General features: G+C 33.3%; 16 protein-coding genes and 1 pseudogene. 16 read left to right on the top strand and 1 reads right to left on the bottom strand.

The window, feature by feature from the left end; genetic code table 11:
- Window positions 1–150 precede the first annotated feature (150 nt).
- Window positions 151–1,566, bottom strand: coding sequence for a sugar porter family MFS transporter (locus tag L8T27_RS22200; RefSeq protein WP_237943034.1), 1,416 nt, complete (start codon window positions 1,564–1,566; stop codon window positions 151–153).
- 442 nt (window positions 1,567–2,008) lie between these two features.
- On the opposite strand from L8T27_RS22200, the gene L8T27_RS22195 reads away from it, so the two are divergent.
- The 16 genes and pseudogenes from L8T27_RS22195 (at window position 2,009) to L8T27_RS22120 (ending at window position 16,159) form a co-directional block, all read left to right on the top strand.
- The gene (locus L8T27_RS22195; protein WP_237943032.1) at window positions 2,009–2,344 is read left to right on the top strand and encodes a ribonuclease E inhibitor RraB; all 336 of its coding nucleotides are present in this window, start codon (window positions 2,009–2,011) and stop codon (window positions 2,342–2,344) included.
- 255 nt (window positions 2,345–2,599) lie between these two features.
- Entirely contained in the window at window positions 2,600–3,223 is a 624-nt protein-coding gene (plsY, locus tag L8T27_RS22190) for a glycerol-3-phosphate 1-O-acyltransferase PlsY (protein WP_237943030.1), read from the top strand.
- Window positions 3,224–3,458: 235 nt separating this feature from the next.
- Entirely contained in the window at window positions 3,459–3,752 is a 294-nt protein-coding gene (locus tag L8T27_RS22185; RefSeq protein ID WP_349238819.1) for a cupin, read from the top strand.
- 422 nt (window positions 3,753–4,174) lie between these two features.
- Window positions 4,175–5,596, top strand: a complete 1,422-nt coding sequence (locus tag L8T27_RS22180) for a serine hydrolase domain-containing protein (protein ID WP_237943028.1) — start codon at window positions 4,175–4,177, stop codon at window positions 5,594–5,596.
- Window positions 5,597–5,719: 123 nt separating this feature from the next.
- Window positions 5,720–6,235: a phosphoribosylanthranilate isomerase gene (locus L8T27_RS22175; protein WP_237943026.1), complete on the top strand. Its 516-nt coding sequence runs from the start codon at window positions 5,720–5,722 to the stop codon at window positions 6,233–6,235.
- A gap of 868 nt (window positions 6,236–7,103) precedes the next feature.
- Complete coding sequence (gene ltrA, locus L8T27_RS22170; RefSeq protein WP_481858872.1) at window positions 7,104–8,915, top strand: group II intron reverse transcriptase/maturase; 1,812 nt, start codon at window positions 7,104–7,106, stop codon at window positions 8,913–8,915.
- Window positions 8,916–9,190: 275 nt separating this feature from the next.
- A complete protein-coding gene (locus L8T27_RS22165) occupies window positions 9,191–9,514 on the top strand; it encodes a PadR family transcriptional regulator (protein ID WP_481858871.1) in 324 nt (107 codons plus the stop codon).
- On the top strand, window positions 9,511–10,050 hold the full coding sequence (locus L8T27_RS22160; protein ID WP_237943022.1) for a DUF2812 domain-containing protein: 540 nt from the start codon (window positions 9,511–9,513) through the stop codon (window positions 10,048–10,050). Before L8T27_RS22165 ends, L8T27_RS22160 begins: the two co-directional genes overlap by 4 nt.
- 599 nt (window positions 10,051–10,649) lie before the next feature.
- Window positions 10,650–10,928, top strand: a complete 279-nt coding sequence (locus L8T27_RS22155; RefSeq protein WP_237943020.1) for a CPCC family cysteine-rich protein — start codon at window positions 10,650–10,652, stop codon at window positions 10,926–10,928.
- Window positions 10,929–11,143: 215 nt separating this feature from the next.
- Window positions 11,144–11,281 carry a hypothetical protein gene (locus L8T27_RS22150; RefSeq protein ID WP_237943019.1) on the top strand — a complete coding sequence of 46 codons (138 nt, stop codon included), beginning with the start codon at window positions 11,144–11,146 and terminating at the stop codon, window positions 11,279–11,281.
- A gap of 6 nt (window positions 11,282–11,287) precedes the next feature.
- Window positions 11,288–11,650 (top strand): hypothetical protein, encoded by a 363-nt coding sequence (locus L8T27_RS22145; protein WP_237943018.1) that lies wholly within the window; start codon window positions 11,288–11,290, stop codon window positions 11,648–11,650.
- A 211-nt stretch (window positions 11,651–11,861) separates the two neighbouring features.
- Window positions 11,862–12,242: a hypothetical protein gene (locus L8T27_RS22140; protein WP_237943017.1), complete on the top strand. Its 381-nt coding sequence runs from the start codon at window positions 11,862–11,864 to the stop codon at window positions 12,240–12,242.
- A gap of 106 nt (window positions 12,243–12,348) precedes the next feature.
- Window positions 12,349–12,618, top strand: a pseudogene (locus tag L8T27_RS22135) (hypothetical protein); the annotation flags it as partial.
- Window positions 12,619–12,636: 18 nt separating this feature from the next.
- A complete protein-coding gene (locus L8T27_RS22130) occupies window positions 12,637–12,855 on the top strand; it encodes a bacteriocin immunity protein (RefSeq protein ID WP_237943016.1) in 219 nt (72 codons plus the stop codon).
- 474 nt (window positions 12,856–13,329) lie between these two features.
- Window positions 13,330–14,178 (top strand): BglG family transcription antiterminator LicT, encoded by an 849-nt coding sequence (gene licT / locus L8T27_RS22125; RefSeq protein ID WP_233314977.1) that lies wholly within the window; start codon window positions 13,330–13,332, stop codon window positions 14,176–14,178.
- A gap of 109 nt (window positions 14,179–14,287) precedes the next feature.
- On the top strand, window positions 14,288–16,159 hold the full coding sequence (locus tag L8T27_RS22120; protein WP_237943015.1) for a beta-glucoside-specific PTS transporter subunit IIABC: 1,872 nt from the start codon (window positions 14,288–14,290) through the stop codon (window positions 16,157–16,159).
- Window positions 16,160–16,166 lie beyond the last annotated feature (7 nt).

The raw sequence follows: 16,166 nt of genomic DNA, 5'->3' as shown, positions 1-16,166 counted from the left end.
ACTAGTAGTAGAGTAATCAGCAATCGTTAGCACACATAAGAAAGGGTATGCCTCTTTAATAATAAAAGACATACCCTTTCTTTATATTTACTCTATAAAATAGAATCTATTTTAAGAGTTCTTATTAATTGCAAAATTGCACTTACTTATTTAACTAATGGAGACTTTTTTCTTGTTATCATCATAGGAGCGGAAGTACTGTTCCAGTTCCTCTAGTGAACATCCTTTCGTTTCTGGCAAGTATTTTGATACAAAAATAAGCGCTAATACCCCTAACCCCGCAAAAACAAAGAATGTGGCAGATAGACCAATTGATCCTAGTAAAACCGGGAAAGTTAATCCAATAACAAAATTTGTGACCCAAAGAAAAAATACGCTTGTTCCCATCCCGATGCCACGAAGTTTCAATGGGAAAATTTCAGAAAGTGTTAGCCATGTAACTGGTCCAATCGCACCTTGAAAAAAACCAAGGAACATGACGGTCATGGAAAGGACAAGATAAGGGAGTGTCGATGTGCCTTCAAGCGTAAATGAGAACAGGCCAATCAGCAATAAGGAAGTAACTGTTCCGCATAATCCTATTATTAACATCGGACGGCGTCTAACCCTCCCAAGAAGCCATATTCCAAATAACATAGCTATTACTGAAATAATTCCATTTGCCACATTCGCAATAAGTGCAGCCTGTGTGCCAAAGCCAGATTCTTGTAGAATCTGTGTGCCATAATACATAATGGAATTAACACCAGTAATTTGATTGACAACTGCTATTCCAATTCCTAGAAAAAGTATTCTGCGAATCCATGGTATAGAGAAGTCACTAAATGTTGCCTTTTCATGGTCGGAATCAGATTTAATCGATTCACTAATCTCTTTAATTTCAACTTGAGCAACGCTCTCAGTTCTAATTTTTTGAAGAACGCTAAGAGCCTCTTCAGCTTTTCCTTTTGATATTAGCCACCGAGGGCTTTCAGGTACAGTTAACATACCAAACCATAACATAACTGCTGGTAGGGAAGAAATTACTAGCATCCAGCGCCAAATGTGTGCAGTATCATCCCATACAGTACCCAGGATAGCATTAAAAGTAAATGCTAATAATTGACCTGTCACAATCATTAATTCATTCCTAGTTACTATCGCACCACGGTTTTCTCGAGATGATATCTCCGCTAAAAAGGTAGGAACTGTTACAGAAGCTCCACCTACGGCAAGCCCGAGCAAGAAACGGAAAATAATCATAATTTCAGTGTTTGGAGCAAGTGTACATCCAATTGAGGCCATAAAGAATAATAAAGCGAGATGCATAATATTTTTACGACGTCCGTGTCGATCAGATAAACGTCCACCAAACATGGCACCTATAGCAGCACCAAAAAGAAGGGAACTTGCAACTAAACCTTCCAGAAACGGAGTGAGGTTAAGTTGATCCTTTTGAGACATAAAAGGTAAGGCTCCATTAATGACTCCTGTATCATAACCGAATAAAAGACCACCAAACGTTGCAATAAATGCCATTTTTTTAATAGCTTTGTTTGGTTGTTTATGTTCTAGCTGATTTTCCATTTCCTGTTCTCCCCCTCTGTTAAACTTTCCTAAATTAGAATGCAGTTAAGAACTGGATATCTAAGAAACTACTTTTTGTATGAAACGCTTACATTTAAATGCGAAAAACAATCCCTCCTTTGCAAACCTTTTTCTTTCTGTAATATTAATGTACCAAATATTACATATTTGCTTTGTTTTATTAGTTTAATATCAGGAGATAGTAATAGTCATTAAACAAATTTGCTTTTTTTTTTAGAAAAATTGCTATGAATATAAACGCAGTAAAAATATTCGATTAATAATCGAGTAGAATAATGCTCAAAGATTAGTGAAAGTTACTTATGATAAGGGAAGCAATAAACTAGTAGGGTAAATGTTTTTTCTCTAAATTCTTTTTACACATTTCAACAGTGTGTATTTGTAATTATGGATTAGAATTATTAGAAAAGTGGGGGATTTTATGAAGTTTTTTAAAAAACGAAAGTTTCCAAAAGATGAAGATGGATATGTATTACATGCACTAGATAAAAATGGATGTGATTTTAGTGTAAAACAAACAGTGGAATTTATTATCGATGTACCGAATGAGAACTCTGGCAAACAAGTTCTTGAAGAGTTGAAGACGGAAGGTTACCGATGTGAAATGGATTATGATGATGAAGAAGAAATGTGGGCCGTTTACTGCTTCATAGACATGATGCTGACTTATGAGAGTATTGTTGAGATACAGGATAAATTAAGAGACTTAATTCATCCGTTAGATGGAGAAATCGACGGTTGGGGAGTTGGTCTATAAGAAAATAAAGAATTAAAAGAATATAGATTTATAGTCTTTTTTCCATTTTCAGGAGTGTCATATCTTAGGGGTTACTGGAATTGAAATTTGGTACTAACATGGTAGCATTCCTGTAATTAATGAAATAAGAATTGCTTATGGAAGAAAAATGGAAGTTTGTTGAAGAAGGTTTTTGAGTATAAAAGGAGAATATTAACATTTGTTGAAAGATAGTATTGCTGGAGAAATAATAAATTAAATTATGGGAGTAGAGTGATGATTGATATTTTTAAGATATTTTTGGCATTAGTTTTTGGCTATCTTCTAGGGAGTCTTAATACCGCTGTGATTGTAGGGAAAATATACGGAAAGGACATAAGAAGCCACGGGAGTAAAAGTGCTGGGCTTACTAATACTCTGAGAGTTCTTGGGAAATTAGCTGCGGTATTTGTTCTTGTGGGAGATATTTTAAAAGGGATCATTGCATGTTTTATTGGCTTATTACTAGACGTTTACTCTATTTCGGGAGAGGCTAAAGACTGCGTAAGCCTTTTAGCTGCAGGTGCAGGAGCGGTTATAGGTCATAACTGGCCGGTGTATTTTAGGTTTAAAGGAGGTAAGGGAGCACTTACAGCAGTGTCTGTGCTATTTATGGTTGACTGGGTTATGGGCATTTTATGCCTTGGTTTATTTGTGATATTAGTAACTTTGACTCGTTATGTATCTCTAGGATCAATATGTGCTACTATGCTTGTTGCGATCATTTCATTTATTCCGTTTTGGGGACATACTTTTTATTTTAATATATTTATTTGCCTAATGGCGGTTATGGTAATATTCAGACATAGGAAAAATATACAAAGGCTAGTTTCAGGAACAGAAAGTAAACTCTCTTTTTGATTTTTGTTGCTTAAAGCGTATCAATAAGATATAACTTTGTAAATTCGGAAGGCATTAATCAGAAGGATTAATGCTTTTTATCTTGATTCTATTTGGAATATCGAGGCAGCATTTCAGTAATATATAGAATTCCTTTCTTATGGAACAATCATGACAGTTTAGTGGTTAAAGGATTTTATAGTTGAACTGTAGAAGTTAGAAGTATAGAGGGATTCCTTATTCTGGGAGGGTTTTAATGAAATTTTATAAGTTTGACAAAGATAATGGAATAAAAGTTTCAAAATTTAAATCAGATTTTATTATGTCTCGTATTATTCAAACTAATCAGGTTTCTAACATTGGTTGTATGCATTTGGAAAGGAACGGTATTGTAGGTTACCACCAAGCAATAGTTCCTCAACTACTTTTAATACTAAACGGAGAAGGTTATGTTCGGAATGAAATTGCCATTTATTATAAAGTAGTATCTGGAGATGCTGTATACTGGGAAAGGATGAGTGGCACGAAACAAAAAGCGAAGAAGGATTAACAGCTATAGTAATTGAATCTGAGAAATTAGATCCTGCTTCATTTATGCCTTAAAACAATAGGAAATTACAAGCTCTAGGAGATTTCCATTTTCTTAAGAAAATTTCCTTATGTTAATATATTGGACCATGGAGTGAGAAATTTTTATGGAACAATCATGACAGCATTCCTGTAATAAAAGAAATGCAAAAAAGAGAAGTTTTCTGTTTTAGGGAGCGATGATCCAATAAGTAGTAAACTCTACTGGTGCTCTGCCACTAACATGGTAGCATTCCTGTAATAAGTGTAGTACCCGTCTTATGGAACAATCTTGGTTGGATAAAGGAAGAAGCATAAGAACATATTCATAGACAATTATTAATAATGTTAATATTTATAATATTATAAAAAATATATTAATTCGTAGTTAAAGGAGAATGGTTAATGAGAAAAAAAAATATTATTGTATTAGCGATAATGCTACTTTTTTTAACTCCTCTATCTGTTTCAGCGAATAATGAAGATATAAAACAATTACTTGAAAGTTATGTAGGTGAATCCTTAGGTACATATAATATCCCTGGGGCATCATTGAAGATTATTAAAAATGGAGAAACCTTTTATCAAGGTAATTGGGGAGTAATGAGTGATGAAACTAGAGTTACTTCTGATACACCTTTTCTTATTGGTTCATTGAGCAAACCCATTACATCATTAGCTATTCTCATGTTAGTTGAGGATGGCAAAATTAAGCTGGATGAAACACTAACAACTTATATTCCATCGTTCAAATATAAAACTATAAGTCCAAAAGAAATAAAAGTGTTACATTTATTAAAACAAACTAGCGGAATTAGCCAATTTGATAGCCTTAAAATTACAGATATAGATACAAAAGATAAGGATGCCCTTACGAAAGCTGTAGGCGAGCTTAATGGTGTGGAGTTATCCAACGAACCCGGAACTGTTTATGAATATAATTCAGTTAATTATTTATTATTAGGTTCAATAATTGAGGAAGTTACAAATCAAACCTTTTCAGAGTTTATTAATAAAAATATTTTTGCTCCTTTAGGCATGAATCATTCTGCTGCAGACTATGAAAGTGCAGTCGATAAGGGTTATGTTCCTGGTTTTAAGTCATGGTTTGGTAAGCCAATAAAAAGTAAAGAGTTATATGATAATGCAGGAGCACCTTATGGATACATGGTTTCAAGTACCAATGATCTGGCTAAATTCCTGACATTTATGCAAAAGGGTGGAGAATTGCTATCTGATGAAAATCTACAAATATTGAAAACACCTCCAGAAGAAGAAGGAACTTATGGTTTGGGTTGGCATTTTTCCAAAGAAGAAAAATTTCCTTTTCATGGTGGAGCTACACCAGACTATCGGGCTGAAATGTTTTATATGGATGAAAAAGACTATGCAGTAGTCCTTTTAACAAATAAATATCATATTATGGAGGACGCTCAAGTTTTTTATATAATGGACGGAATTCGTTCCATAATGAATGGGGCAGAACCCCTTGAGCTGCAAGAATCAAGCAATACTATCCAATGGATTGCTCTAGGACTTATTTTACTGTTAACGGTTCTGACTATATTCCATATTTTCTTGCTTAGAAAGAGAAAGAGAAAAAATTCAAAGTGGTCATATACCTATGGATCCCTATTAATAATTTTGGCCATTGGAATAATACCTATTGTGATTTATGCGATGGACAGTCCTTGGAAGTCAATTAGACTTTTTGCACCGGATATTGCTTTTTTAATTAATATTCTAGTTGTTATCTTCTGCATCAATGGAGTTTCTCCAATTCTTTTTAATAAACTTCCAAAGTTAAACAAATATGAAGAAATGTAATTGATATAAAGGGAGCATATCAAGAGAGTAATGCTCTTTTTTTGGTTCGTTTTTTATATGGAAGAATCGTGGTAGTATTCCTGAAGAAGGTTTATGGTGACTAAAGGTAAAACGGAGGGTCAAATGGATAATTATAAGTTTAATGAGTTTATTAAAATTGCAAAAATGCTAAATGATAATGAAATTATTCCCTTGTTAATGGGTTCAGTTGGTTTAGAAGTCGTTACGGGAAAGAGTTGGGATGCAAAAGACTTAGATATACATGTACCAGGTGATAAAAGAGGGTGGGAAGTCCCGCCCGAATTAAATATATATAACTGGAATAGTATAGTCAACATTATGAATTCAATGGAATATAGACTAATTGATTTGCATGAACATGAGTTTTCTAAAGAGGGATTATCAGTTGAATTTGGTATTATTAACACTTTACCAAGTTTCGCAGGAATACAATTAGAGGAGTTAGAAATGCACCAAATGGGAGAGATAAAATATTATTTACTAAATCATGATCAATACTTAAGTGTTTACGAATCTTCAGCCAAGGATAGTTACCGAGCAGATAACAATAATAATAAAGATATTAAAAAAATAGATTTTTTAAAACGAATGATATTGGGAAACCAAAAATCATACTAAATCTAATGGGTTAATCGGTGCTTTACATAAAAATCTTTGAGCAGATTAGACGGCTCTTTTTTCTTATTCAACAAAGTGGCCATATTTTTGTGTCACAAACATGGCAGGTTAGTGGTGCGAAATGTTCCTAGTTAAATGGAGGATGGTTACATTACTCCGGTAAAGGTTAGGCAGTTCCTTTCGGAACTGAAGGGTTATATCGAAGAATCAAATGATGAGGTAACGCTCGGAAGGGTTCTCTCTTAGTCGAATAGCACTTGATTTAGTAAGAATGATAGTGTTATAAGCTCGGTGAAAAGGCGTGAGAAATTACCGTATCAGTTCGGCTGACGAAAGCCTACTCGATGGAGTGGTGTAATTCATGGTGCTTGAGTTGAATGAATATGGTGAGAATGCGAATAAACCTAAAATAAATGGTTAAGCTGACAAACTTCTGAATGTACGGGTCTATACCTGCTATACATAGAAATGTGTATATCACCAAATTGTGAGGTTAGCTGTGGGTGAGTAAGACTCGCTAATATGAAAATCCATGATACGTTACAGGCGTATGAACGCTAACAGGCTTACAGGAAGCACCTAAGTTCATTCTATAATAGATATAATTCAACGTTGTAAGCTGATAACGTGGAGGACTTACTTCTATTGAAACGTTGATAAGGAAAACAATAATGAAACTAGTTACTGTATAACTTATCTTCATATCAGTGAAAGTGGTGGCACAGTACCTATGAAGTGTCTAATTCACACGGAGGGATAGCCACTAGACTAATAAAGATTTATTCAACCAAGTAAGGCAGTTCTTTATCGATTAATAAGGTTCTCGTGAGACTAAAAGAGGTTTAACTCCGAAAGGAGTACCGACTTATTGAAACGGAAGAAACTGAGACACAGTGAATATTATAGTATGCAAGATTGTTTTGACACACTATACGCTCAAAGTGTCGGTGGTCATCACTTCTATGACTTAACAGAATTAATGAGTTCTCCAGATAATATACGACTTGCCTATCGAAACATTAAGAGAAATACAGGTAGCAAAACTGCTGGAACTGACAAGTTATCGATTAATGACATTCAGCATTTAGCAGTAGAAGATGTAATAGCAACAGTCCAATCCATGTTTAAATGGTACGAACCGCAAACGGTAAGAAGAGTTTACATACCAAAAGGAAATGGGAAAACTAGACCTTTGGGAATTCCAACGATTTGGGATAGAATCTTTCAGCAGTGCATTTTACAAATCTTAGAGCCAATTTGCGAAGCAAAATTCCATAAACACAGTTATGGGTTCAGACCAAATCGCAGCACTCATCATGCCAAAGCCAGACTTGAGTTCCTAATTAACCAGTCTGGGCTACATCATTGTGTTGATGTAGATATTAAAGGCTTCTTTGATAATGTTAATCATAGTAAGCTTTTAAAACAAATGTGGTCAATAGGCATAAGAGATAAATCACTTCTTTCTATAATATCTAGGCTACTTAAAGCAGAAATTGATGGAGAAGGTGTTCCTACAAAAGGTACCCCGCAGGGGGGGATTCTGTCACCTTTACTATCCAACATTGTGTTAAATGAATTAGATTGGTGGGTTAGTGACCAATGGGAAACGTTTAAAAGCAGATATACCTACGCCACTAATGGTAGTAAATATCAGCCACTGAAGAAAACAGCTTTAAAAGAGTGCTTTATCATCCGGTATGCGGATGATTTTAAGGTAATGTGCAGAACTAGGTCACAGGCAATAAAAATGAATTACGCATTGAAGGATTTCTTGAGAAAAAGACTTCATTTGGAAACAAGTGAGGAAAAATCGAAGGTTATTAATCTAAAGAAAAACTCTTCCGAGTTTCTAGGCTTTACACTTAAAGCGGTAAGGAAAGGGAAAACTAGGTTTGGCTATGTAGCAAGGTCTAATATGTCTAAAAAGGCTAAAGTAAACGCCTTTCTAAAGATAAAGGAAGCTATAAAAGTAATTAAGAGAAAGCCTTGCATTCAGACAGTTTGGAATTTCAATACTGTCGTCATGGGTATCCAAAATTATTACTCAGTCGCTACAAACATTTCTATCAATCTAAATGAGTTAAACGCTCATCTGCGCAGAACGTTATATAATCAGTTAAGGAACATTAGAACCGAGGCAAGTTTCCATGAGATGACTAAAACCTTACAGAAAAGATACAAGGGGTATAAGACAAAACTGTATAAGATACAAAAAATGGTGTTTGTCCCCATCCATGCACAACGGTGGAAAAAGACACTTGGATTCTCGCAAGTGATATGTAACTTTACTGCCGAAGGTAGAGAGAAAATTCACAATAGCCTAAAGGCTATTGATAAAAATATGCTTTCTTACATCATGAGAAATTACATTCCGAGTAGATCTATTGAATATAACGACAATCGAATTAGTAAGTTTATTGCCCAATATGGCAAATGTGCAATTCTAGGTGAAGGGTTAGGGATTCATGAATGGCATTGTCATCACATAAACCCTTATCATCTTTCAAAAGATGATAGTTATTCAAACTTAGTTGTTATTCATAAAACAATTCATCAATTGGTACACCTAAAAGATAAAGTGAAAATAGAAGCCCTTTTACAATCTCTAAAGCTTACAAGTAGGCAAAAAGAAAAAGTAAATAAACTACGATTAAGATGTCAAAATGAAATAATCTAACTTTGGAAAATAGCACTCGATTGCTTAATACATAGAAAGAATAGATTGGATTAGTTGGAACGCCGTATGATTCGAAAGTTTCACGTACGGTGTGAACAGGGGGAAAAGGGAGCGATAACTTCAAACTCTTACCTATCTGTATGAATTAGGTAAAAGGCCACTGTTGTAAACAATAAAACACTGCATTATTTTAAGTATGTAAAATTATTGAAAAATATATCGGTTGATGATATAGTATATATCAACAGACGATATAACGGTTGACGATAGGTGGTATGAAGATGGAAGATAAGGCGCCTTTAACAGAGGGGGTATATTATATCCTTTTATCTCTGTATGAGCCAAGGCATGGATATGGCATTATGCAGTTTGTTTCTGAACTTAGTAAGGGACGTGTTGAACTTGGACCTGGAACTATTTACGGAGCAATTAAAACATTAGTCAAGCGAAAATGGATAGTTCCTTTAGACGAAGTGGAACGAAAAAAGAAATATGTGATTACGGATGCAGGGAAGCTGATGGTTGAAACTGAAATTCAACGACTTTATGAATTGCATCATAACGGTATGCTAATTACTAAAGGAGGGAGCCAGCTGTGAAAAAAGTAAAATACAGATTATTTTTAGATCATGAAAAAGAAGAAAAATGGATTAATCATATGGCAGTAAATGGTTGGAATCTAGAGAAATTTGCTTTTAGTCGTTTTAAATTTTCTAAAGGTGAGCCCGGTAAATATGTTTACCGGAATGAATTTATTAGTGGTATGTCAAAAACTGAAAAGATGGATTATTTTGAAATAATTAAAGATAGTGGCATTACTATTATTCAAGAATTTGGTGGCTGGATATATATGAAAAAAGCAGTATCTGAAGGTCCACTTGAAATATATACAGATATTAAATCTAAAATGGATTATTTTAACCGCATCTTACTTTTCTTTTTTTTACTTTTCATCTCTAATATATGTATAGGTATATCAAACATAAATTTTTTTAATAATCAATCAAATTTAGGGTTTATTAATTCAACTTTGGGTTTCATTAATATTTTTGTAGCAGCACTTATAGCATATCCAATTATAAAAATAATTTATCGTAAAAGGAACTTACAGAAGAAGCACCAATTTTTTGAATGAACTATAGGACAAACCCTGATGATAGATAAAATCTAAATTTAGCACAAATACGGTAATAGAAGTATTCAATCTTAAGCAGCAGTCCTATATATGGAAAATGTTGTTGAATTAATCATTGACTGTGGGACAAAACTATAATACTTTGTATTTAATATATATTTTTGAACTATTTTGCAAAAGAAAGTCCTTATGATAATTTAGGGGGAGTATTGTGTTTTCACTAATATTGAGAATATTAATTGGTTCTATCCTTAGTCTCGGTATGTCTGCATATGTAATGATAATCCCTAGTCCCAATTACATTATAATTGGTTTTTCTTATTTAATTTCGGTTATTTTGATTGGTGGGGCAATTGCAGATATTGTTAAAAGTAAAACTCAATTATACGATTAGATAACAAAATGGAACTTCAAGAAATTAGAGAGTTCCGTTTTGTTATTTTTATAAACAATTAACTGTAACAGTGCCATTTAAAGGCACTACAATGGCAGCATTCCTGAATTAAATAAGAAATTTTTCTTGTTTCACAATCGGGGCAGTTTAGTACAATAAGATATGATAAACTAATGGCATAAAAAGAACAGAGTAGGAGTAGAAGATGAAAAAATTCACTTGTCCTTGTTGTGGTTATAAAACATTAAATGAACGAGATAATTGGGAAACTTGTCAAGTATGCAAATGGATGGATGATGAAATACAATCGTATGAACCTGACATTGGTGGAGCGAACAAAATAACTTTAAGAGAAGCACAAAAGAACTTTAAAGAAATTGGGAGAGCAGATAGAATAAATTATCATTCAAAAGGTAAGCCAACATTCAAATATGAAAAAGATGATAACTGGAAGCCTTACGAGAAAGATAATTATCCTTATTAAACTAAAAAAACGGGAGCTTCCTTAAATATAAGGTACCCTATTCTTATGTTGCTAAAGTGGCAGGTTAGTTTAAGTGAAATATTTCACAATATATCTAAGTGCAGTTTCTATTGATGAATTTTTATCGGAAACATTAATTAAAAAGTTAGTTGAAATGCACAGACTCTGCAAATTGAACGGGTATACTACACTTATTAGACAGAAGGAGGATATTTATGAAACGGAAAAAGTATCTAATGCTTATTATTTCACTTAATTCAGCGTTAGTTTTAGCTGCTTGTTCAAGTGGCAGCAATAACAACAGTGATAAAGATAGTATGGAAGAGATGGACCATTCTAAAATGAACCATTAGGTTCGATTGAACTTCCTGAAGGGCTTAAAGAAGCTGAGAATCCAAAGTATAAAGTGGGAAGCACAGCAACCATTATTTATCCTTTATGGTTCATTGGGTTATACTAATAGTGCTTTTGCAAGTGATTTTCAAGATTCAAATGATACGTATGTCGAAGATGGCATAATATTTCAAGAAGTAGAAGATATATATCCTGATATTTCAGTAGAGACACCAACACCAGTCTTTCGAGCTAGTTCAATCCAGGTTGGAGGAGGTATAGCCAAAGCTTATCCAATAAAAGGCGGAGCAGAAATTAATGTTGAATTAGTATCTCCAACTTATAAAATTTACAAATCTTCTTTAACGTATAACTTTAAAGTGAAATAAGGAGTAAATGGGTTGCCTATGGAAATAGCCTAACTAAGAATTTATTGCAACCAGTTAGTAACTTTGTATACCAAAGTTATAATTGGGGATTGCCAAAAGGGAAGACGTTTAAGGTTAACATCACTGGATATTTAACATCAACTGAACCAGTATCTCTTAAAGTTAAACAATTTGTTTCCAACACATATACTGTAAAGTAGGTTGAGTACTTATGCTAAAATTGATAACCTATAAAGATTTTCAAGATATTTTCAACAAATCAAACGAGTCTGGTAAGCATTCTGAATATCGAAAAGAAATAGATAATATTGAAGAGCTTGTACCCTCCGAACCATTATCATTTATTCAGCAGCTGTATTTAGCAAAATATTATTATTTATCCCAAGAATATCAAGAAGCCATATTGTGTAAAGGGAATCCAAGTGAATACCAAGAACTTTTCTATTTATTTAACAAAGGATATTATTTATATGATGAAAAATCTCGCGTACAAGTAATACGCCTTTGGAGCCCGAAACAAATTGGTTTTGATATATTTAAGCAACAAATTATTGATGATACACTTAATCCATTTTGTAAAAAGTTTATATAAAAACGAATTATTAGATATAAATATTACTGATCCAAATAAATTACATTCAGTTTTCGAAATTGACGATAACCTAGACCAGCATCATGATACTAACAAACCTGTTGTATTTGGAAATGAATTTTGGAAATCTGTTGCTAATTCTAGTTTTGCAAGTGAATTCAATCCAAGAAACGTTGCAAGAATGGCAGCGGGAAATGCTCCAATTGCTCCAAAGGTTGAACATTATGGTATGCATAAGTCATATATCCTGCACCATAAACAACCAATTGATAAAGGTGGAGAAGTGTATAATTTAGATAATTTAATGATTACTTCTCCAAGAATGCATCAAGTTATTTTGGATCCTGCATATCACTTTGGAAAGAAAGGGAATTAATTAAGGATGGTGGATAACATGGAAAATAAAATGTCAAAAGAAGAATTAGTTCAATTAGTAAATAAGATAATAAACCCATTACTTTCTGATGAAGAGGTAAGTGAGTATATTGATATTCTTGAAAAGAATGTACCACACCCAGCACCGAGTGATTTAATTTTCTGGAGTGATAAAGAATTAACACCAGAAGAAATCGTAGATATTGCCCTAGCCTACAAAGAACAAGAAGACGAGTAAGGGGTTCTTGTCAATGTATATACATAAAAGAAAACACTCTAACTATGTGTTAGGGTGTTTTTTTATTAGAAGAGATAGTTTGGCTATCTTTTAAAAAGGAGACAATGTAATGTTTAAAAAAGAAGTAATCCAGCTCTATAAATATAATGGATAGAGATGGATTAAAAGAAGAGTCTTTCATAATAAAATTATGTATCCGTCTATAAGAGTAGATTGTGTTCTTGCAAATTCCCTTTTTTATACGAGTTATATGTTAGATGGATAGGGATGATACAATAATTTCAAAGTTATATTGTACATATAAGTTTATTGACAACGTTTTCTTTACGTGTTAAGCTTATATCAAAATTTAGGAGTGTTACTGATTCGATCAGGCATAACCAATTATAATTGTAATGGAAATAGGGAACCTATCTATCCATTCGATTATAATTGGTTTTTTTTATTTTATTCATAAAGTAAGAGGGATTATCAATGAAACTAAAACAGGCATTTAATAACAATGTTGCTCTAGCTTTAGATAATAGTGGAAACGAAATCATCGTAATGGGAAAGGGGGTTGGTTTTAATAAGAAAAAATATGAAGAAATTAATCCTAAATTAGTCGATAAAGTATATTCTTTAGATTCTCCTGAGTCCAATCAGTTAACAAGTATTCTAAATAGTATTCCAGCCGATTATATCTTCTTAACAAATCAAATTATTCGTTTGGGCGAAGATATTTTACAAAAAAAGTTAAGTGATGCCTTTATTGTTACTTTGGCCGATCATTTAAACTTTGCCTTAGAAAGACATCAAGATAACCTATTAATAAAGAATCCACTTCATTGGGAAGTTAAGAATCTTTATAAGGAAGAATATGAAATAGGCGTTAAATCCCTTAATCTTATTAAGAGATTTACTAACATTTCATTGCCAGAGTATGAAGCGACGTCTATTGCCTTGCATTTTGTTAATGCGCAACATAAGAGTGAAGAAATGAAGGTTACTCTACAAATCACAGAAATTACTAATAAAATTCTTGATATTATTAGCTATCATTATCAAATGAAAATCCAAGAAGACTCAATTAATTATTCAAGGTTACTGACGCATTTACGTTACTTTATTTTAAGGCAATTAAATCATGATGAAAAAACCATGGAAGAAATTACGTCTCTATATAACATCATAAAAGAAAGATATCAAAACGCTTATATCTGTGTGAAGAAAATTGAAAAGTATTTAAACATCGAGTATAACTGGCATCTGTCCAACGATGAACTGGCATATTTAGCAATTCATATACATCGAATGACTTCAAGGAATGAAAAACAAAATTAGGGTGTTACTGTTAAATCAGGCATAACCTAAATATACTTCAGAACAAAATTTTGTTTTGAATTATATTTAGGTTTTTATTTTGTCTAGAAAAAAGAATAGGAGTAAACAAATGAGTCAGGAAAAATTGGCAAAAGATATTGTAAATAGAATTGGTGGCAAAGAAAACATAACAAGAGCTTGGCATTGTGTAACAAGGCTTCGTTTCCATGTCAAAGATGAAAGTAAAGTCGATGTGGAGGGAATTAGAGAGTTAACTGGAGCAATGGGGGCTCAATTTCAAAACGGTCAGTTCCAGGTGATTATTGGAAATAAGGTTATGGAAGTATTTAAAGAGGTAGAATCGTTAGTTGGAAGTAATAGTGAAAGTGGTGTTGATGAATCAAGTGCAAGCAAGAAAAAGCTTTTAGGTAGGTTCTTTGATATGATCTCGGGTGTATTCTCTCCTGTCATTCCAGCAATTGCTGGGGCTGGGATGATGAAAGGGATACTTGCTTTATTGCAAGTATTAGGATGGATATCAGTCGAAAGCGATGCGTATCAAGTTCTTACCATTATTTCTGATGCCGCATTTTATTTCCTTCCTTTCTTATTAGCAATATCAGCTGCTAAAAGATTTAAAGTGAGTGAATATTTAGCGGTAGCATTAGCGGGTGCATTACTGTACCCAACTATTACAGCTGGGGTAGCCAGTGGAGAAGCAGGATTAAAGTTCTTAGGTATGTCTGTTCCTTTCATAGGCTATAGTGCCACTGTTATTCCAATTATTATTGCTGTTTGGGTTCTAAGCTATGTTTATAAAATAATAAATCGAGTTGTTCCTAATACAGTGAGAGTGGTATTAACACCAACACTTGTTTTCCTAATTATGATTCCTTTTACATTAATTGTTGCTGGTCCAATTGGATTTATAGTTGGCGATTATGTAGGAATTGCAGTTGCGTGGATTTATGAGCATGGAGGAGTATTTGCTGGGATTTTAATTGGTGGTTTAATGCCTGTGTTTGTAGTTACTGGAATGCATTATGGTTTTGCTCCTATTATTCTACAGAATATGGGTAAGTATGGTTATGATAATGCTATTTTGCCATTAAATATTGTAAACAGTTTAGCACAAGCAGGTGCAGCATTTGCAGTTTCATTTAGAACCAAAAATAAAAAGTTGAAATCTTTAGCAGTTTCTACTGGTGTTTCTGCGTTATTAGGTGTTACAGAACCTGCTGTCTTTGGAGTGAATTTGAAACTGAAACGACCATTATATGCAACCATGATAGCTGGTGCAATAAGTGGAGGAATGGTTGTTTACTTTGGAGTAAAATGTTTCGGTTTTATCTTACAAGGTTTAGAGGCTTTCCCGGTTTATATTGATCCTGTTAGTCCTATGAATTTAGTGTATACCATTATTTCTATGTTTGTTTCCTTCATTATTGCTTTTGTAATGACACTTATATTAGGGTTTGAAGATGTTCGAGCAGATGAGGAAGAAAGTACAGAGAAAACTAAAACAACTAGATTATCCCTAGATGGGGAAGAAATAGGTAGTCCATTAACAGGTAAAGTTTTGCCTCTTCAAGATGTACCAGATAAGACTTTTTCAGGTGAAATTTTGGGGAAAAGTATTGCAATTGATCCTTCAGCGAATACATTAGTTTCTCCCTTTGATGGTACAGTTGCAATGATTTATCCGACAAAGCATGCAATTGGTTTACGTTCTGAAAATGGTTTAGAAGTACTTATTCACATTGGCCTTGAAACAGTAAATTTAGAAGGCAAGTTCTTTGATGTAAAAGTAGAACAAGGTCAATATGTACAAAAGGGTCAAGAGCTTATTACCTTTGACCGAGTGGCAATCAGTAACGAAGGATACAATATGGTTACTTTAGTGATACTTACAAATAGTGATCAATATAGTTCCGTAGAGAAGTTGGATTTAGATTATCAAGAAATAAAGACAGAAGAACAACTATTTAATATTCAAAAATAAGAAGGAG

The sequence above is a fragment of the Niallia sp. Man26 genome (genome assembly GCF_022049065.2).
GTDB lineage: Bacteria > Bacillota > Bacilli > Bacillales > Cytobacillaceae > Niallia.
This window is presented reverse-complemented; position numbering and strand designations above follow the sequence as displayed.